At 73.4% G+C, this 18432-nt stretch carries 16 protein-coding genes; 7 read left to right on the top strand and 9 right to left on the bottom strand.

Translation table 11 applies throughout. The annotated features are described in order from the left end of the window. Positions 1-260: 260 nt before the first annotated feature. The 5 genes from ACWEFJ_RS35900 to ACWEFJ_RS35880 all read right to left on the bottom strand — a co-directional run bounded on the left by ACWEFJ_RS35900 (position 261) and on the right by ACWEFJ_RS35880 (position 5852). Positions 261-1454: a hypothetical protein gene (locus tag ACWEFJ_RS35900; RefSeq protein WP_449716499.1), complete on the bottom strand. Its 1194-nt coding sequence runs from the start codon at positions 1452-1454 to the stop codon at positions 261-263. Continuing rightward, on the bottom strand, positions 1451-2962 hold the full coding sequence (locus tag ACWEFJ_RS35895; RefSeq protein WP_449716498.1) for an alkaline phosphatase D family protein: 1512 nt from the start codon (positions 2960-2962) through the stop codon (positions 1451-1453). Before ACWEFJ_RS35895 ends, ACWEFJ_RS35900 begins: the two co-directional genes overlap by 4 nt. Before the next feature lie 274 nt (positions 2963-3236). Next, positions 3237-3677: a hypothetical protein gene (locus ACWEFJ_RS35890; protein WP_449716497.1), complete on the bottom strand. Its 441-nt coding sequence runs from the start codon at positions 3675-3677 to the stop codon at positions 3237-3239. A gap of 85 nt (positions 3678-3762) precedes the next feature. Next, positions 3763-4854 carry a galactokinase gene (gene galK / locus ACWEFJ_RS35885; protein WP_449716496.1) on the bottom strand — a complete coding sequence of 364 codons (1092 nt, stop codon included), beginning with the start codon at positions 4852-4854 and terminating at the stop codon, positions 3763-3765. Further along, positions 4851-5852 carry a LacI family DNA-binding transcriptional regulator gene (locus tag ACWEFJ_RS35880; RefSeq protein WP_449716495.1) on the bottom strand — a complete coding sequence of 334 codons (1002 nt, stop codon included), beginning with the start codon at positions 5850-5852 and terminating at the stop codon, positions 4851-4853. Before ACWEFJ_RS35880 ends, galK begins: the two co-directional genes overlap by 4 nt. 245 nt (positions 5853-6097) lie before the next feature. Between ACWEFJ_RS35880 and ACWEFJ_RS35875 the strand changes: the two genes are divergently transcribed. Continuing rightward, positions 6098-6394: a hypothetical protein gene (locus tag ACWEFJ_RS35875; RefSeq protein WP_449716494.1), complete on the top strand. Its 297-nt coding sequence runs from the start codon at positions 6098-6100 to the stop codon at positions 6392-6394. Here ACWEFJ_RS35875 and ACWEFJ_RS35870 read toward each other — a convergent pair. Continuing rightward, positions 6334-6912 (bottom strand): hypothetical protein, encoded by a 579-nt coding sequence (locus ACWEFJ_RS35870; protein ID WP_449716493.1) that lies wholly within the window; start codon positions 6910-6912, stop codon positions 6334-6336. The two genes, ACWEFJ_RS35875 and ACWEFJ_RS35870, sit on opposite strands and share 61 nt — an antisense overlap. A 708-nt stretch (positions 6913-7620) precedes the next feature. Between ACWEFJ_RS35870 and ACWEFJ_RS35865 the strand changes: the two genes are divergently transcribed. Then, positions 7621-8625 carry a sensor histidine kinase gene (locus ACWEFJ_RS35865; protein ID WP_378095675.1) on the top strand — a complete coding sequence of 335 codons (1005 nt, stop codon included), beginning with the start codon at positions 7621-7623 and terminating at the stop codon, positions 8623-8625. Further along, positions 8622-9284, top strand: coding sequence for a response regulator (locus tag ACWEFJ_RS35860; RefSeq protein WP_449716492.1), 663 nt, complete (start codon positions 8622-8624; stop codon positions 9282-9284). Before ACWEFJ_RS35865 ends, ACWEFJ_RS35860 begins: the two co-directional genes overlap by 4 nt. Here ACWEFJ_RS35860 and ACWEFJ_RS35855 read toward each other — a convergent pair. Then, positions 9262-10563, bottom strand: coding sequence for a S8 family peptidase (locus ACWEFJ_RS35855; protein ID WP_449716491.1), 1302 nt, complete (start codon positions 10561-10563; stop codon positions 9262-9264). The two genes, ACWEFJ_RS35860 and ACWEFJ_RS35855, sit on opposite strands and share 23 nt — an antisense overlap. Positions 10564-10822: 259 nt before the next feature. On the opposite strand from ACWEFJ_RS35855, the gene ACWEFJ_RS35850 reads away from it, so the two are divergent. After that, entirely contained in the window at positions 10823-12655 is a 1833-nt protein-coding gene (locus ACWEFJ_RS35850; protein ID WP_449716490.1) for a DNA/RNA non-specific endonuclease, read from the top strand. A 42-nt stretch (positions 12656-12697) separates the two neighbouring features. Here ACWEFJ_RS35850 and ACWEFJ_RS35845 read toward each other — a convergent pair whose 3' ends face one another. Then, positions 12698-14062 (bottom strand): BNR repeat-containing protein, encoded by a 1365-nt coding sequence (locus ACWEFJ_RS35845; RefSeq protein WP_449716489.1) that lies wholly within the window; start codon positions 14060-14062, stop codon positions 12698-12700. A 207-nt stretch (positions 14063-14269) separates the two neighbouring features. On the opposite strand from ACWEFJ_RS35845, the gene ACWEFJ_RS35840 reads away from it, so the two are divergent. Beyond that, positions 14270-15220 (top strand): sugar kinase, encoded by a 951-nt coding sequence (locus ACWEFJ_RS35840; protein ID WP_449716500.1) that lies wholly within the window; start codon positions 14270-14272, stop codon positions 15218-15220. 192 nt (positions 15221-15412) lie between these two features. Here ACWEFJ_RS35840 and ACWEFJ_RS35835 read toward each other — a convergent pair whose 3' ends face one another. Continuing rightward, the gene (locus ACWEFJ_RS35835; RefSeq protein WP_449716488.1) at positions 15413-16522 is read right to left on the bottom strand and encodes a substrate-binding domain-containing protein; all 1110 of its coding nucleotides are present in this window, start codon (positions 16520-16522) and stop codon (positions 15413-15415) included. A 134-nt stretch (positions 16523-16656) separates the two neighbouring features. Here ACWEFJ_RS35835 and kduI point away from each other — a divergent pair, with 134 nt between their 5' ends. Further along, the gene (gene kduI, locus ACWEFJ_RS35830) at positions 16657-17487 is read left to right on the top strand and encodes a 5-dehydro-4-deoxy-D-glucuronate isomerase (protein ID WP_378096532.1); all 831 of its coding nucleotides are present in this window, start codon (positions 16657-16659) and stop codon (positions 17485-17487) included. 8 nt (positions 17488-17495) lie between these two features. Next, on the top strand, positions 17496-18254 hold the full coding sequence (locus ACWEFJ_RS35825; protein ID WP_449716487.1) for an SDR family oxidoreductase: 759 nt from the start codon (positions 17496-17498) through the stop codon (positions 18252-18254). Positions 18255-18432: the final 178 nt, after the last annotated feature.

Here is an 18432-nt window from a genome sequence, read left to right as displayed (position 1 = left end):
GCCTGACCGGCTCGATTTGACATGGGGCCCTTACGGGCACCACAGGCAGGCCAAAGCCGGGCAGGCTCGGCGGAAAAAGCGCCCGCCGAGCCTGCCCGGCTTCGTCCAGCCTACGGCACCCGAACCCATGTCAAATCGAGCCTCGGTGGGGTGGTGGCGGGTCCGTTGTGCGGCGGTTGGGCCGGTATTCGTGAATGAGGGCACGCGGTTGCGGAAAGGCGGCGCGCCTGTTCGAGAAGAGGCGTGCCGCCGTTCACCGCTCACCAGGTGCTGTTGACCAGGCCGGTGCCGAGGTAGATCTGGTCGAATCCGTTGCCGTCGTTGTCGTCGGTGTAGGCCACGGTGATCTGGCCCCACGCGTCGACGCCCAGGGCGGGCTCGTCCTGCCGGCCCGTCGCCGTGGACACCGTCACCTGGCGTGGCAACCGGCCGGTGACCGTGCCGTCCGCGTTGAGCCCCTGCGTCACCACGTCCTGTGCCTCCGCGACCGACACCACCACGCCCGACTGGTCGTCGATCCCGACCTGCGGGTCCATCCCCGCCAGCACGGTGTCCGCGACCGTCAAGGCAGCCCCGCCCGCCGCGAACGACCGCACCCCCACCCGGGCCGTGCCGGTGTGGTCGGTTTCCCAGGCCACCACGTGGTCGCCGTTGAAGTTCGCCGCCACGACCGGCCGGCGTTGTTGGCCGTCGCCGCTCGCGTTCGCCACGCCCTGCGCCACCTTGACCCCGCCGGACGGTGTGAGGATCTTGCGGCCGATGTTGTAGTAGCCGTTGCCGTCGCCGTCCTCGTCCCACACCACGATCGCGTTGCCCGCCGCGCCCATGGCGACGTCCGGCCGCTGGTGGGTGCCGCCGGCGGCGTGCACCTGGGCCTCGTAGGTCTTGGAGGTCGCCGACGCGAACCCGGCGACGCGCACGGTGGCGTTGGCGGAGGTCTGCTTGTCCTCCCACACCACGGCGAAACCGGGCGTGTCGGGGTCGGCGGCCACGGCGGGGTCGAGCTGCTGGCCGTCGGTGTTCGCGTTGGCCCGCGCGGAACCGGTGACGGTGCCGGCGGTGTTCAGCTCGCGCACCTGGATGTTGTAGTAGCCGTTGCCGTCGGCGTCATCGGCCCACACCACGACCGCGGTGCCGTTGTCGTGCAGGGACACGTCGGGCTGAACGTGCCGCCACGTGCCCGTGCCGCCGGCGGACAGCTTCTTCTCGTACCGCGACACGCCGTCCTTGAACAGGCGGACCCACACGTCGCTGTGCACGTTGTCGGCAGGCGCGGTGTCGTCGCGGTCGTCCTCCCACACCACGGCGGTCCAGCCGTTGCGGACCGCGGACACGGCGGCGTTGTCCTGGTCGCCGGTGGCGGTGCTGTTCGCGACGGTCCAGGTGGCCGCCGCCGACGCGGTTCCGGCGCCCAGCATCAGGAGCGCCACGATCATCACGGTCAGCTTCTTCACGGCGCCTGCAATCCGGGGTTGCCCGCCTGCACGACGTAGCTCTGCAGGGTCCGGACCGGGTAGTCGCGGGTGGTGACCCGGTCCAGGAAGCGGAAGTCGACGTTCACCTGGGTGGGTGTGGTGGTGGTGCGGACGTACCCGCGCAGGTTCTTGAAGAACTTCACGTGCGGGTTGAGGCTCGACAGGCCGGTGTCGGCCGCGTTGCCGTCGCCGCCGGACGTGATCGACGTGGTGACCAGCTCGGTGCCGACGACCCGGTCCTGCGCGGTGTAGTCGTTCATCAGGTTCGCGGCCCACGACCGGTGCACGTCCCCGGTCAGCACGACGGTGTTGCGCAGCCCCGCCGCGTCCCAGCCGCGCTGCACCCGGCCGCGGTTGGCGCTGTAGCCGTCCCACGAGTCCATCGACTTCGCGCCGTCGGCCGAGGCGAGCCTCTGCGCGAAGAACACCTGCTGGCCCAGGAAGTCCCAGGTGCCGAGCTTCTGCCGCATCCCGTCGAGCAGCCACGCCTCCTGCGCGCCGCCGAGCAGCGTGCGGGCCGGGTCGTCGGCCTCCGGGCACACCTTCGTGCCGTCGCCGCACGCCTGGTCGTCGCGGTACTGCCGGGTGTCCAGCAGGTGGAACGTGGCCAGGCTGCCCCACCGGACCCGCCGGTAGAGCTGCATGTTCTCCGCGACCGGGGCCTGCGCCGCGCGCAGCGGCATGTGCTCGTAGTACGCCTTGTACGCCGCCGCGCGCCGCACCTTGAAGTCGCCGGCCGGGGAGGTGTTGGCGCGCACCAGGTTCGCGTAGTTGTTCTCCACCTCGTGGTCGTCCCACACCACCAGCCACGGCGCGGCGGCGTGCGCGGCCTGGAGGTCCACGTCCGTCTTGTACTGCGCGTGCCGCACCCGGTAGTCGGCCAGGTTCGCGATCTCCGCGGCGGGCGCGAACCGGCGCACCTTCGTCGTGGTCGCGCCGCCCTCGTAGATGTAGTCGCCCAGGTGCAGGATGACGTGCGGGTTCTCCTCGGCCATCCGCCGGTACGCGGTGAAGTAGCCCTCCTCGAAGTGCGAGCAGGACGCGAACAGCATGGTCAGCGACGGGCCGGTGCCGACGGCGGGCGCGGTGACGCCGCGGCCCACGGGGGAGATGTGGCCGGCGGCCCGGAACCGGTAGAAGTACTCGCGGCCGGGCTCCAGGCCGGCCACCTCGACGTGCACGCTGTGCGCCCACGTCTGCGTCGCGGTCGCCGTGCCGCTGCGCACGACCTGCGTGAACCGCCGGTCCGTCGAGACCTGCCACTCCACCGCGACCGACGCGCTGCCCATGCCGCCGAGGCCGTCGGCGTTGAGCGGGCTCGGCGCGAGGCGCGTCCAGATCACGAAACCGTCCGCGGCGGGCTCGCCGGAGGCGACGCCCAGCGTGAACGGGTAGGAGATGGCGTTCGCGGTGGTGGGTGCGAGGACCGTCGCGCCGGCGCTCACGATGCCGCCGGCGATGAGCGTTCGTCGGGTCAGGGGGGACATCGGCTCTCCTTCGGTGCAGGGCCGGGAAGAACGCGTTCCGGTCCTGCGTACACGCCGAAGGTGATCAGCGGCCATCCCCGACGTGTACGCCCGGTGGAGCACCCGAAGCGCCCCCGGCGGGGCGGCCGGGCCGGCCGGACGGGGCCGGACCACGACCGTGCAGGTGAAAGCCTGTCCAACTAGATGATGTATTGGTTACCGAAGAACCTGACGAATGGGGGCGGCCCGCGCCGATCACGAAGTCCCATGCGGCACGCCACCCGCGCGGAACCCCTCAGGCCGCCGTCAGGGACGCGCGCACCGCCTCGAACGCCTCGTACTCCTCCCTCTGCTCCACCGGGAACTGGTAGGCGATCGACAGCAGCTTCGGCACCGACGGGATCACCGTGAACCGGAACGTCCGGCCGTCCGTCGTCTTGACCACGAACCGGCCCTGGAAATCCCGCCGGCGCACGGACGCCCGGTTCGCGTCCGTGATCACCAGCGGCACGCCGGGCTTGATGGCCCCGCACTCCTCGTCGACCGGGACCACGACCAGGTCGGTCGACCCCGGTTTGAAGCCGACCACGAAGTTCGACACCGTGGTCGTCCGGATCACGATGAAGTTCTTCTGCCTGATCTCCGCCGCGTACACCTTGGTGTAGCCCGACCCTCCCTCGACCACCGAGTCGAAGGCGGCGTGCAGTGCGGCCTTGAGCCCTTCCTTGCCGGGCATCGACAATTCCTCCCCAGGACGCGCGCCACACGTCGTGACGCGCTCGACGTGGGAGCGCACTGTATCGGGGCCGCCCGGCCCGCCCTCAGCCGTGGTCGACCCGACGCGCCCCGGCCGCCGCCGTCGCCGTCCAGCACTCCGGCGCGGCGAAACCCCGCCCCGCGAACGCCTCCCGCACCGCCGCCCCGCACGCCGCCACGTCCGCCTCCGCCACCAGCGCGATCACGCAACCGCCGAACCCGCCACCGGTCATCCGCGCGCCCAACGCCCCGGCCGACAGCAGCGCGTCCACCGCCACGTCCAACTCCGGCACGGTCACCTCGTAGTCGTCGCGCAACGACACGTGCGACGCGGTCAGCAACGGCCCGACCTCCCGGACCCGCCCCGCCCGCAGCAGGTCCGCGACCCGCGCGACCCGCTCGTTCTCCGTCACCACGTGCCGCACCCGCCGGGCCAACCGCTCCGGCAGGTCGTGCCCGACCCCGTCCAGGTCCCGCAACGCCGGCACGCCCAGCAGCTCCGCCGCCCGGTGGCAGTCCCGCCGCCGCGCCGCGTACTCGCCGTCCACCAACCGGTGCGGCGCCTTCGTGTCCACCACCAGCAACGCGAGCCCGACCGGCGCCAGGTCGAACGGGATGTGCTCGGTCTCCAACGTGCGCGTGTCGAGCAACAACGCGTGCCGCTCACGCGCCAGCAGCGACGCCGACTGGTCCATGATCCCGCACGGCATGCCGACGAACTCGTTCTCCGCCCGCTGCGCGATCCGCGCCAGCTCGCGGCGGTCCAGCGACACCCCGGACAGCTCCGTCACCGCCAGCGCCGTCGCGCTCTCCAACGCCGCCGACGACGACAACCCCGCGCCCAGCGGCACGGCGCCGTCCACGAGCAGGCCGAACCCGCCGATCGGGTGCCCGGCCTCCCGCAACGCCCACACCACGCCCGCCACGTACGCCGCCCACCCGGTCACCACACCCGGCGCGAGGTCCACCACGCGGACCTCCGCCACCCCCGACGCCTGCCGCGAGGACACCCGCAGCACACCGTCGTCCCGCCGCGCCGCCGTCACCCGCGCCACGTGCGGCAACGCGATCGGCAGCACGAAACCGTCGTTGTAGTCCGTGTGCTCGCCGATCAGGTTGATCCGACCCGGCGCCTCGAACACCCCGTCCCGCGTCACCCGACACCCCTCGTGCTCTCCCGGACCTCCAACGAGAACGGCGTCCGCACGCGCTCCGGCGGCCGCCCCGGGTCGTCCACCCGCCGTCGCAACAGGTCCACCGCGGCGTGCGCGATCGCCGCCTTGTCCGGCGCCACCGTGGTCAGCGACGGCGCGCTGTACGCGCCCTCCTCGGTGTTGTCGAACCCGACCACCGCCACGTCCGAGGGCACCCGCACCCCGCGCTCCGCCGCCGCCCGCACCGCGCCGATCGCCAACAGGTCGTTGAAGCAGAACACCGCGTCCGGCGGGCGCGGCGCGGCCAGCAGCCGCGCCATCGCCTCCGCGCCGTCCCGGCGGTGGTAGCTCACCACCGTCGCCACCAGCTCGTCCAGCACCGGCAACCCCGCCTCGGCCAGCGCGAGCCGGTACCCCGCCAGCCGCTGCGCCGCCGTGCCGCGGTGCGGGTGCGCCCCGATCGCCGCGACCCGAGTCCGACCGAGCCCGACCAGGTGCGCCACCGCGGCACGCGCCGCCTCGACGTTGTCGATGCCGACGTGGTCCAGCGGCAGGTCCACCGTGTGCTCGCCCAGCATCACCACCGGGATGCCCGGCGCCAGCTCGCCGAAGTCGGGTTCCGCCAGCGCCTCCGGGCTCACGATCGCGCCGTCGATCATGTGCGGGCCGAGCGACGCCAACGTGTCCCGTTCACCCTCCCGGGTGCCGAGGGTCTGCTCGATCAGCACGTTCCACTCGTGCTCCTGGGCCGCGCCGAGCACCAGCCCCGCCAGCTCGGCGAAGTACGGCACGACCAGCTCCGGCAGCACGAGCGCGACGAACCCCGTCCGGCCGCGGCGCAGGTTGCGCGCGCCGAGGTTCGGGCGGTAGCCGGTGGCGGTCAACGCCTCCTCGACCCGGCGACGGTTCTCCGGCTTCACGAACGCGTAGCCGTTGACCACGTTCGACACGGTCTTCACGGACACGCCGGCCAGGGCGGCGACGTCCTTGAGCGTGGCCAAGCGCTCCTCCAGGGGGTTCGGTCACGGTGTCGCCGTTCTCGGGATCGACCGGGATCGTAGCCGGCGCGGCGGCCGTTTTACAACGTTGTATCGGTACTCTTCCAGGGTGACGCGGGTCACCCTCCCGTGTGACGTCCGTCCACTGCGGACTGTGTTCGCGCCCCCGTGGTCCCGACATGCCCTCGTGACGCCGGACCTGGAGTCCTATGTGGACCCCCGTGCCGCGGCTGCTACCGTGCGGGCCCATGAGACGACTCGCCGTGCTCGGCACGGTGGTGCTGTGCGTCTGCGCGCCGATCGCCATGGTGTACGGCCTGATGGCGTTCACACCGACCGCCGGCTGCGAGTTCTCGGTGTCGGGGGCGTGCTCGTACGGCGTGACGCCGACCGTCGTCGCGGCCGGCGGCACGGCGCTCGTGTGGGCCGGGTCGGTCGTCCTGACGTGGGCCGGCACCCGCGGCCGGCCCCGGGTCGTGGTGCCCTACGCGGCGCTGGTCCTGATCGCGTCGCTGCTGCTCGCCGCCGACCGCGTGGCCGGGTAGGCGGACCGCGCGAGCCACACCAACGCGCCGCCGACCAGCACGTGGAGCGCGCTCGTCAACGGCGTGTCCGGCAGGCGTGCGGCGAACGTGAACACCGGCAGCGCGACCGCGTACGTCCACGCGGGCACGGGCGGGTGGACCCGCGACTTGATCATGCTGACCGCGAACACCACCGTGCCGACCGCGAAGACCGCCGCGCTGCCCGACAGGACGACCACGGTCACGGCCGGGAGCGACGGCCCGCCGAGGGGGAAGAGGACGACGTTGAGCGCATAAGCCGCCGCCCCGAACAGCCCGAGCCCCACGAGGTTCACCACGTACCCGACCGTGCCCAGCACGGTGCGCGGCTGCTTCACGTAGAGGGCCGTCACCAGCGGCGCGGCCAACGCCGGCGAGACCCCGATCACCAGGCTGGTCGCGGTCGTCTCGCCGACGAACGCCTCGATCAACCCCGACACGGCGATGAACAGACCCGACAGCGCGCCGCACCAGGCACCGAATCGCAACAAGAAGCTCATGCCGGGGACGCTATTGGTGCGGGTCAGGGGCAGGGGAGTGCCGAGTGGTCAGAGTTGGGGGTGCCGATCGGCACGTGCCACCGAGCGCACCGGCTCCCCGCCGGCCCGTTCCCTGTCACCGAGGTCCGGCAGCTGTGCCAGCTCAGTAACTCCCACCGGCGCGGCGACCTGGGTACCGGCCACCTGGCAATGCGTCGCACCCGCAGGGGGTCGCCGCAGCGCTCTGGTCGATCGACCCCGAGCGCCTGGGTCCCGAGCGCCCCGGCTGCCTGGTCGCCGAGTGCCCGGGTGGGGCAGCCAGGTTCACCGGGCCGGCGATACCGGGGACTGACCGGGCCGGCGACCGCTCGAACCGCCGGGTGGCGCGGACGTGTCCCAGGCCGGTCCACCTCCACCGGGCGCGTGCCGGGGGTTGGTCGGCGGCCTCTTCGTTTCAACCGACGTTCGACACCGGCCGTAACGCCGTTTTATTTCATCACATTTCCGGACTTCCGCCAAGATCACCCATTCGTGGCAGACGCCGCCCCCGCGCCGGCGAGCCGTGCAAGCCGGTGAACGCCCAGCATGCCGGCCAATGCCGACAAAGTTGAGTCAACGCCGACAAAGCCGACCGGCAAGCCCGGCCAACGCCCGGCAAGCCGACCCCACGCACCCGGCAAGCCGGCGAAACGCGACCGGCGCACCGCCACCAACCCGTAGCCTGCCGACGTGCGCCCACTCACCTGGCTCCCACCCCTCCTCTGCGGGACGGTGCTGGTGGCCGGCGGGTACGCCGGGTTGGCCGGCCTCGCGCAAACCCGGTGGGTGCCGTTCACGCTGGGCCTGCTCGCCCTGGTCCTCCTGGACGCCCTCGGCCCGCGCCTCCCCGCCCCCGCCGTCCTCGCCGGCCAGGCCGCACTGGTCGCCCTGGTCGCCTTCGCCGACGGCTCCGGCATGGCGAGGGTGCTCTTCCTGCTCCTCCCGTTCGCCGCCTACTTCGCCCTCGGCCGCGCGGTGGCCATCGCCGTCGGGATCGCGAGCGGCCTGTTCCTGGTCACCGCCTTCCAGCTCACCGTCCCCCACTGGACCCGGTCCGTCGAGCACGTGTCCGACCTGCTGATGTTCGGCATCGGCCTCATCCTCGCCCTCGCCATGGCCGAACTCTCCGCGGCGGCCGAGAGGAACCGGCTCGCGCGGGACGTGCACGACGGCATCGGGCACCACCTCACCGCCGTCTCCGTGCTGCTGGAGAAGGCCACCGCGTTCCGCGACCACGACCCCGCGACGGCGGACCGCGCCATCGAGGACGCCCGCGAGTCGGCACGGCGCGCGCTCGCCGACGTCCGCACCTCGGTCCGGGCCCTGCGCGAACCCTTCCGCCTCGGTGACGAGCTGACCCGTCTCGTCCACCACCTCGACGTCGCCGTCTCCTGCGCCGGCGACGAGTCCCGCTACCCCACCGCCACCCTGCTCACCCTGTACCGCGCCGCCCAGGAGGGGATCACCAACGCGATGCGCCACGCCCCCGGCTCGACGGTCACCGTGACGGTGCACTGCGGACCGCGCGAGGCACGCCTGGTGGTGGCCGACGACGGTCCCGGGTTCGCCGCCCACCGCGAGGGCTTCGGGCTGCGCAACCTCCGGGAACGCGTCGCGCGGGCCGGCGGCTCGGTCGAAGTGGCGTCGGGCGGCGGAACCCGGCTCACCGTCACCCTGCCGAGGTCCGCGACGTGAGCAGACCCGATGGGGGCGACGTGCGCGTGGTCGTGGTGGACGACCAGCAGCTCATCCGCGAAGGCATCGCCGCGCTGCTCGGCCTGCACCCCGGCATCACGGTCGTCGGCACCGCCGGCGACGGCCGGGCCGCCGTGGACCTGGCCGTCGCGCGGGACCCGGACGTCGTCCTGATGGACGTCCGCATGCCGGTCCTGGACGGCATCGAGGCGCTCGCCCTGCTGCGCCGCCGCACCCCGCGCGCCAGGGTCGTCATGCTGTCCACCTTCGACGACGAGGAGTACGTCGTCCGCGCCCTGCGAGCGGGCGCGACCGGCTACCTGCTCAAGGACCGGCCGGCCGCCGAACTGGCCGCCGCCGTCCGGCTCGCGCACTCCGGCGTCGTCCAGTTCGACCCGGCCGCGGCGGCCCGCCTGGCGTCCGCGCTGCGCCCCGGACGCCCCGACGGGCTCACCGACCGCGAGGTGGACGTGCTCCGCCTGGTCGCCGCGGGCTCGACCAACCGCGAGATCGCCCGCCGCCTGCACCTGAGCGAGGGCACGGTGAAGAACCACGTCTCCCGCATCCTCGACCGGCTCGGCCTGCGCGACCGCACGCAGGCCGCCGTCTACGCCCGCGACCGCGGCCTGCTGCCGCCTACACCGGGATCATCCCCATGAACAGCAGCAGGTTCGGCGACCCCGCGCCGGGGTCCGGGATCACGCCCGGCGTCGCGTTGGCCCGCAGCGCCTCCGCCACGGCCACCGCCGAGTCGGCCGGGAACCGGTGCCGCCACAGCGCCGCCACGCCCGCCGCGTGCGCGGACGCCGTGGAGCCGCTGATGGTCGAGTACGCGGTGTCCGAGGTGCCCCACGCCGACGTGATGCCCACGCCCGGGGCCCACACGTCGATGCACGGGCCGTAGTTGGAGAAGCTCGCCTTCGCGTCGTTGGCGTCGGTCGCGCCCACGGTGGTGGCCAGCGGCGTGCTGCCGGGCGAGTAGTTGCACGCGTTGGCGTTCGAGGCGCCGGACACCACGGAGTAGTGCACGTCCGCCTGGATCGACCGGGTGATGGCGTCGTTGAACGCCTGGTTCAGCCCGCCGCCGAGCGTCATCAGCGCCACCGCCTTGCGCCCGCTCGCCGCCGCGTCCCGGGTCGCCCAGTCGATGCCCGCGATGATCTGCGAGTAGGTCCCGGACCCCTGGCAGTTCAGCACCCGCACGGACACCAGCGTCACGTCCTTCGCCACGCCGGTGGTCCGGCCACCGACCGTGCCGGCCATGTGCGTGCCGTGCCCGTTGCAGTCGTTGCCGGGCGGCGTCACGCCGCCGATCGCGTCGAACCCCGGCACGGCCGCGCCGTCGAACTCCTGGTGCGTGTACCGGATGCCGGTGCCGAAGATGTACGCCCGCACGGACGAGGCCGTGTTCGGGTGGAAGTACTTCCGGTCCAGCGGCAGGGAGCGCTGGTCGATCCGGTCCAGGCCCCACGACGGCGGGTCCGGCTGCACGGCCAGGTCCTGCGCCACGACGTCCCGCCCGGCGACCTCCCGCCCCGGGACGTCGCGCGCGACGACCTCCGGCCGCGCGACGACATCCGGCCGCGCGACCTCCCGCGTCACGACGTCCCGTGCCGCGAGGTCCCGGTCGGTCAACCCCACCCGCACGTCCTGCGCCACGTAGGCGACGCGCGGGTCGGCCGCGAGCCTGCCCGCCAGCGCCGCGCTCGCCCGCATCGCGAACCCCGGTAACGCCGAGCGGTAGGTGAACGTGACCCCCGGCGCGGCGGACCGGGTCGCGGCCAGGTCCTCCGACCGCTTCAGCACCACGATGTAGCTCCCGGCGACGGCGTCCGGGTGCCCGGCGTACAGCACCGGGCCGACCGGCGCGGCGTGCGCGGACGGGGCGGCGAGGCCGGCCAGCACCGCGCTCGCCACCACGACGTGTCTGATCTTCACGGCTCCTCCAACAGGCAGGGTTTCGTCGGGGAACGTGCTCGTCTGTGAACCACAGCACGACGGCGGTCGGGACGACAGGTCCGATCAGAGTTCAACGATCAGCCACTCGATGGTCGACTTTCCGCCTCCTCGGCGATGAAGACTGCATCCGGTGGCCAAACGCTGGGCCGAACAGGTGAACGGACACGGTCCGGGTTAACACCCCGTCGTGGGTCTGCGACAGCAAGGCCACCACCGCGCGCACAGGGGGTTTGCGCTCATGGTCAAGAAGAACAGGAACGACCTGCGGTCGTCGCTGAGGCGGTTCGTGCGCACCAAGGGCGCCGAGTACCTGCGCGACCCGAACGTGTCCTCCATCGGCATCGGCCACCGGGTCGTGGGCGGCAGGGCGACGGACGAGGTCGCCATCCAGTTCACCGTCCGGCGGAAGGCCGAGCCCGAGGCGTTGGCCGCGCTCGGCACCGCGCTGCTGCCCGCGACGATCGAGGTCGACGGCGTGGCCGTGCCGACGGACGTGCTGCAACGCGACTACCGCGCCGACTTCCGGGTGCTCGGGGAGTCCTCCGGCGACGTGCGCAAGACGCGCCTCGACCCCGTGTCGCCGGGCGTGAGCCTCGGGCACGTGCGCGTCTCCGCGGGCACGCTGGGCTGCGTCGTCTACGACCGGGACGACGGCACCCCCTACGCGCTGAGCAACTGGCACGTCCTGCACGGACCGCACGGCGCGCTCGGCGAGGACGTGGTGCAGCCCGGCGCGCACGACGACAACCGCACGGACCGCAACCGGATCGGCCGGCTCGTCCGGTCGCACCTCGGCGCGGCGGGCGACTGCGCCGTTGCCACCATCGAGGGCCGGGCGTTCGAGTCGCGGATCCTCGACCTCGGCGTGGCCGTGGACCAGCTCGGCGAGCCGGAACTGGGCGACAAGGTCGTCAAGAGCGGCCGGACGACCGGCGTGACGCACGGCGTGGTCCGGCGCGTCGACACCCTCGTGAAGATCGACTACGGGCCGGGGGTCGGCGAGCGGCGGATCGGCTGCTTCGAGATCGGCCCGGACCCGGCGCGCCCCGCCGCCGGCGGCGAGATCAGCGCGGGCGGCGACTCCGGCGCGGTGTGGGTGTTCAAGTCCGCCAACGGCAGACCGGGCCGCACGATGGCGGGCCTGCACTTCGCGGGCGAGGCCGGGGACAGCGCCGACGAGCACGCGCTGGCGTGCCTGCCCGCCTCGGTGTTCGAGAAGCTCGGCATCACGCTCACCCCGCCGCGCCGGGTCCGGGCGACCGCCGCGGCGGGGTTCGACCCGGACTTCCTCGGCGTCGGGGTGGGCGTGCCGGAGCTGGGCGAGGCGGCCCGCGCCGACGCGGTCGAGCTGAACGGCTCGGTGGTCGTCGACTACACCCACTTCTCGCTGGCCCAGAGCAAGTCGCGGCGGTTCGCGTTCTGGGTCGCGTGGAACATCGACGGCGGCGACCTGAAGGCGATCAACCGGGCCGGCATCCCGTTCGTGCTCGACCCGCGCATCCCCGCGCGGTTCCAGGTCGGCGACGAGCTGTACCGGGGCAACCGGCTCGACCGCGGCCACCTGGCGCGGCGCGCCGACCTGCTGTGGGGGCCGAAGGCGGTGGCGGAGAAGGCCAACGTCGACTCGTTCTTCTTCACCAACATCACGCCGCAGATGGACGACTTCAACCAGAGCGCGCGCCAGGGCCTGTGGGGCCGCCTGGAGGACGCCGTCATGTCCGATGTGGACGTGGACGACCTCCGTGTGAGCGTCTACGCCGGCCCGGTGTTCCAGCCCGACGACCGCGTGTTCCGCGGCGTGGCGCTGCCCCGCGAGTACTGGAAGGTGATCGCGTTCGCCACCGGCGGCACGCTGACCGCGCGGGCGTTCGTGCTGACCCAGAACCTGAACCGGCTGGAGGCGCTGGACCTGGACGAGTTCCGGGTGTTCCAGGTGCGGCTCGCCGAGGTCGAGCAGCGGTGCGACCTCGCGTTCCCGGAAGCGCTGCGGGCGGCGGACACGCTCGTCGTCCCCGAGTCGTTGGAGGACCGCGCGCCGCTGGAGTCCCTGGCCGACATCACCTGGTGCTAGCCCGGCCACGCGAGCACCACGGGTCCACCTGCAAGGCCCCGGCTACCCGGACCCGACGTCGAGCCGGAAGTCGGCCACGTGGATCGCCGAGGGCGTGGCGCCGGTCGACTTCCGCTGGTACTGCACGGACAGCACCCCGTCCACGGCCACCCGCGACGTGTCGACGTTGACCTCGCCGAACGCGTCGAACGACGTGGGGGTGAACGCGGTCGCCCACCGGGTCCAGCCGTCCGCCGCGGCGGCGGTCACGATCCGGCCGCCGGGCATCACCAGGTAGGCGTTGTCCGCGCGGTCCAGCACGAGCTTCGTGCGCTGCGTGCTGCCGGGCGGGACGGGGACCTCGCGCTTGGTCCACGTCCCGCCCGACCGGGTGAGGTGGAAGGTGCGCGCGAACCGCGTCCGCTGCGCCGCGTAGTCCGAGACGCAGCGGGCGAACCGCTCCGGCACGTAGCTGATCACCACGTGCGGCGTGCCGGTGGAGTCGACCGCCTGGCTCTCCTGGTTCATCAGCCCGCGGTCCGGCCCGAGGCGGTCCACCAGCACGCCGGGGGAGGAGACGCCCACGGGCTCGCCGCCGGTCGTGCCCACGACCGCGCCCGTGTCGGCGCGCCACGTCCGGCCCCGGTCGTCGCTGTAGACGTAGCCGGTGTCGTGGTTGGCCAGCCCGCCGTCGGCGCACAGCACGCGCCGGTCGCCCTCGCGCCACGTGAACGCGGCGTGCAGCCGGCCCCGCCGGTCGTAGTCCAGCCCGTGCAGGTACATGTTCCGCGTGGTGGAGACGACGCCGTTCGGCCCGGTGTAGTCGCCGGTCGCCGAACTCCACGCGCCCAGCCGCCGCCACGTCCCGTCGCGGTACTCGGCCAGCTCGTTGACCCCGTTGCCGGAGCACCCGGTGCGGTAGCTCAGCTGGAGCACCCCCTCGGGCGTGACGACGAACTGCGGGTACGTCAGCTCGCCCAGGTCCACCCCGTCCAGGGTCCGCCGCACCGGCCCGAACGCCGAGGCGTCCCACGGGACCTCCCGCGGCCGGGTCGTGAGCCCTTCGCGTGACTTGACGGAGAAGATGCGGTTGTCGTGCGTGTCCATGGCGACGTGCAGCGTCCCGTCCAGCGGCGAGAGGCCGAGCGAGATGACGTTGTGCGAGTCGTCCACCCGCAACCGGTGGGGCAGCACGACGTGCTCCCACGTGCCGCCGTCGAGCGCCCGGCGCGCCACCACCGCGTGGCGGCTGCCGGTGTACCACGTCGCGTACTGGTGCCCGGCGTGGGTGAGGATCGCGTCCCGCTGGAACGAGTTGTTGTTCACCACGCCGTCGTAGGACACGAAGAACAGCGCGGACGGGTCCAGCACGGTGTCCGACACCAGCTCCACCGCCGGTGGGCGGTCCGCCGTCGCGTTCGAGCCCATCGCCGGACCCCTCCCGGCCCCGGCCGGTCGGCGGGCGGTGCGGGGCGTTCGGCTACGGGCCATCGTCGGCGATCTCCTGTTCAGGGGTCGGGCCGCGCTGCTCTGGGGAGCGAGCATCTTCGATCGATGAGGTCGAGTCAAGCACTATTTGATCGTTTACGATCGTTTTGTTCAGGTCTGATACCTCAAGGAGTCGACGTGGTCGCGGTGCTGTGCGTGGGAGAGACCATGGCCGTGTTCACCCCCGCCGAGGCCGGCCCTCCCGAGGACGTGCGGACCTGGGTGCGGGGCGTCGGCGGCGCGGAGTCCAACGTGGCGTGCGCGCTGGTCGCGCACGGCGTCCCGGCCGGCTGGGCGAGCGCGGTCGGCGACGACCCGTTCGGGCGGGCGGTCGTCGCGGCGGTGGCGGCGGCCGGGGTGGACGTCTCCCACGTGCGGGTGGACCCCGCCCGGCCGACCGGGCTCTACCTCAAGGAGGCGGACCGGGCCGGCAGCGCCGTGCGCTACTACCGCGCCGGCTCGGCGGCGTCCGCGCTCGGGCCCGGGTTGCTCGACCGGCTCGACCTGGCGTCGGTGTCGTACGTGCACGTCAGCGGCATCACCGCCGCGCTGTCCCCGTCGTGCCTGGCGCTCGTGCGGGCGTTGCTGGCCCACCCCGGCGTGACGACGTCGTTCGACGTGAACTGGCGGCCCGCGCTGTGGGGGCCGGAGGGTCCGGACGTCCTGCGCTCCCTGGCCGCCGCGGCGGACCTCGTCCTGGTCGGCGACGACGAGGCCGAGGCCCTGTGGGGTGTGTCCGAGCCGGCCGCCGTCCGCGAGGTGCTGCCCGAGCCCGGCACGCTGGTGGTCAAGCAGGGCGCGGTCGGCGCGACCGTGCTGGAGGCCGGCGGCCCGCCGGTGTTCGAGCCCGCGCTGCGCGTGGATGTGGTCGAGCCGGTGGGCGCGGGCGACGCCTTCGCCGCGGGCTACCTGGCGGCGACCCTGGCCGGGGCGTCACCCGCGCGCCGCCTGCGCACCGGCCACCTGGCCGCGGCCGGCGCGCTGCGCACCGTGTCCGACATGGCCGTACCCCTGCCGCCCGCCGACGTCGCCCGCCTGCTCGACGCCGACCCGGCCACCTGGGCTGCCGCCACCGTCACCTCCTCCGGCGTCCACTGACCCCGCGCGTGTCCTACCTCCGGAACGCGCGTGTCCTACGTCCGGAACAGCCGAGTTGAACGCTCGGGACAGGGCGGGCGTTCCGAACGTTCAACTCGGGTGTCCTGAGCGTTGGACTCACGCGTTCTGAACGTAGGACTCACGCGTTCTGGAGGTAGGACACGCGCGTTCTGAACGTAGGACACGCGGGGGTCAGGTGGTGGGGCCCGGGCCGGTCGAGTCGCGTTCGCGCAGTTCGGAGCTGAGCACGACCCGGCGGACGGGCAGGTCCGCGCCCTCCGCGAGCCGGTCCAGCGCCAGGTGCACCGCGGTGCGACCGATGGCGTACTTCGGCGGACGCACGGCGGTCAGCGGCGGGTGGGCGAACCGCGCCACCTCGTCGTCGTACGCGACCACCGACAGGTCGCCGGGCACCCGGAGTCCCCGCTCCTCGGCCCGCTGCACCAGCGACACCGCCTCCCGGTCGGAGTGCACGACGAGCGCCGTCACGTGCCGCTCCGCGCACACGTCCAGCACCCGGTCGACGTCGACACCCCACGCGGGCTCGTAGTAGGCGGCCACGGAGACCTCCGGCGCGGCCGGCAGCCCGAGGTCCGCCACCGCGCCGAGCCACCCGTCCCGCACCTGCCCGGACGTGGGGCTGGTCGCGCTGACCACGAGCCCGATCCCGCGGTGCCCCCGGGCGTGCAGGTGCCGCACGGCCAGCTCCGCGCCGGCCGCGTGGTCGGTGCGCACCGACTCGACGTGCCGCCGGTACGGGCCCGACACCGCGGAACGCTCGACCAGCACCACCGGGACGGGCAACGCCGTCAGCCACGACACCAGCTCCTCGGCGTCCGCCCCGCGGGTGGGCGGCGCGACCAGCAGCGCGTCCACCGCACCGCTGCCGATCATCCACTCCGCCTGGTGCCGCACGTCCCCCACCTGGTACGACGCCCCGCGCAGCACAAGACGCGCGGACAGCTCGTGCGCGGTGTCCTGCGCGCCCCGGATGACCTCCGGCCAGTAGTAGTCCAGCGACGGCACGACCATCCCGACGGCGGGCGTGCCGTCCCCGGCCCGGCCGGCCGCCAGGGCCGCGCCGTCGGCGAGCAGCCGCACGCCGCCGTGCACCCGTTCGACCAGCCCTTCGGCGGCCAGCTCGTTCACGTCCCGCCGCACGGTGACCGGCGTGACGCCCATGACCCGGGCGATGTGCGCGATCCGCAGGACGCCCTGACCCGACAGGTGCTCCAGCAGCCACTGCCGCCGCGCGGCGGGCAGCATCGAGCCCCTGGCCTCCGTACCGGGCTGCTCCGCCATGACCGCCTGCTCGCCTCGTCACTCTGATCGAAACTGATCGGAACAACCAAACTGTACAGTCTTGCCCTTCCTTTGTGTCTGGGATTGACTGTTTCTGACCGTCACGCGAGGGAAACAGAAGGAAGGCGACGTACGTGGAGCAGCGCTACGCGACCGCGCCGCAGCAGGTCCCGTCCATGACCACGGACGACCTGCGGCGCCACTACCTGGTCGAAGACCTGTTCACCGACGACGAGGTGCGCGCGGTCCACAGCCACCACGACCGGGTCGTGCTGGCGGGCGCGCTGCCGCGCACCGGGCCGCTGAGCCTGCCGTCGTTCCCCGAGCTGCGGACGGACCGGTTCTTCGAGCGCCGCGAGGCGGGGATCGTCAACGTCGGCGGGCCGGGCACGGTCACCGTGGACGGCGAGGAGCACCGGCTCGCGCCGACCGCGTGCCTGTACGTCGGCCGGGGCGCGGGCGAGGTGTCGTTCGCGTCCGACGACGAGGCGGAGCCCGCCGCGTTCTACCTGTTCTCCGCGCCCGCGCACACCACGTACCCGACCGCGGCGGTCCAGCCCGGCGAGGGCACGGTGCGCGAGCTGGGCGACCCGCTGACCTCCAACCGCCGGACCCTCACCCAGTACATCCACGAGAACGGCGTGCGCAGCTGCCAGGTCGTGATGGGGGTGACGACGCTGCACGCGGGCAGCATGTGGAACACCATGCCCGCGCACACCCACGAGCGCCGGATGGAGGCGTACCTGTACTTCGGTCTGCCCGAGGACGCGCGGGTGGTGCACCTGCTGGGCGAGCCGCGGGAGACCCGGCACCTGATCGTGGCCGACCGGCAGGCGGTGATCTCGCCGCCGTGGTCGCTGCACAGCGGTGTGGGGACCGCCTCGTACAGCTTCGTGTGGGCGATGGCGGGGGAGAACCAGTCGTTCGACGACATGGACCCGCACCCGGCGGCGACGCTGCGATGAAGCCGGAGGTGGGAGAGCTGTTCGACCTGTCCGGCACGACGGCCGCGGTCACCGGGGCGAGCCGGGGCATCGGCCTGGCCGTGGCGCGGCTGCTGGCCGCCGCGGGCGCGGACGTGATCGGGATCAGCGGCTCGATGCCGGACGGCGCGAGCGCCGCGCGCGACGCGGTCGAGGGGGAGGGGCGCGCGTTCACGCCGGTGCGGACCGACCTGGCGGACGCGGGCCAGGTGGCCGAGCTGGGCGCGCTGCTGGTCGAGCGGGAGGTGGGCGTCCTGGTCAACAACGGGGGCACGATCCGCCGCGCGCCCGCCGCCGAGCACTCCGACGCCGACTTCGACCACGTGCTGAACGTCAACCTCCGGGCCACGTGGACGTTGTCGCGCGACGTCGGCCGGGCGATGCTGGCGCGCGGGTCGGGGCGGATCGTCACCGTCGCGTCGATGCTGAGCTTCCAGGGCGGGATCACCGTGCCGGGCTACACCGCGTCGAAGTCCGCCGTGGCGGGGCTGACCAAGGCCCTGGCCAACGAGTGGGCGCACCGCGGGGTCAACGTCAACGCCGTCGCGCCCGGCTACGTCACCACCGACAACACCGAGGCCCTGCGCGCCGACCCGGACCGCAACCGGTCCATCCTGGACCGGATCCCGGCGGGGCGCTGGGCCGAGCCGGAGGACATCGCCGGCGCGGTGCTGTTCCTGTGCTCGCGCGCGGCCGACTACGTGCACGGCGTCGTGCTCCCGGTCGACGGGGGCTGGCTGGCCCGATGACCGCGAACGGAACCGACCCCCGGCCACGACCAGCGCGACCACCGCTGCCGGCGCGACCACCGCTGCCGGCGCGACCACCGGGGCCCTGGCGGACAGCCGGCCGGGCGCGTGCGGGGGCGGACGCGATGGGCCGGCGCGACCACGGCGGCCGGTCGTCCCACGTGCACGGACGCGCCGG

It is taken from the genome of Actinosynnema sp. NPDC004786 (assembly GCF_053601135.1).
Note: the sequence above shows the minus strand (reverse complement) of the source record. Positions and strands in the feature narration are given on the sequence as shown.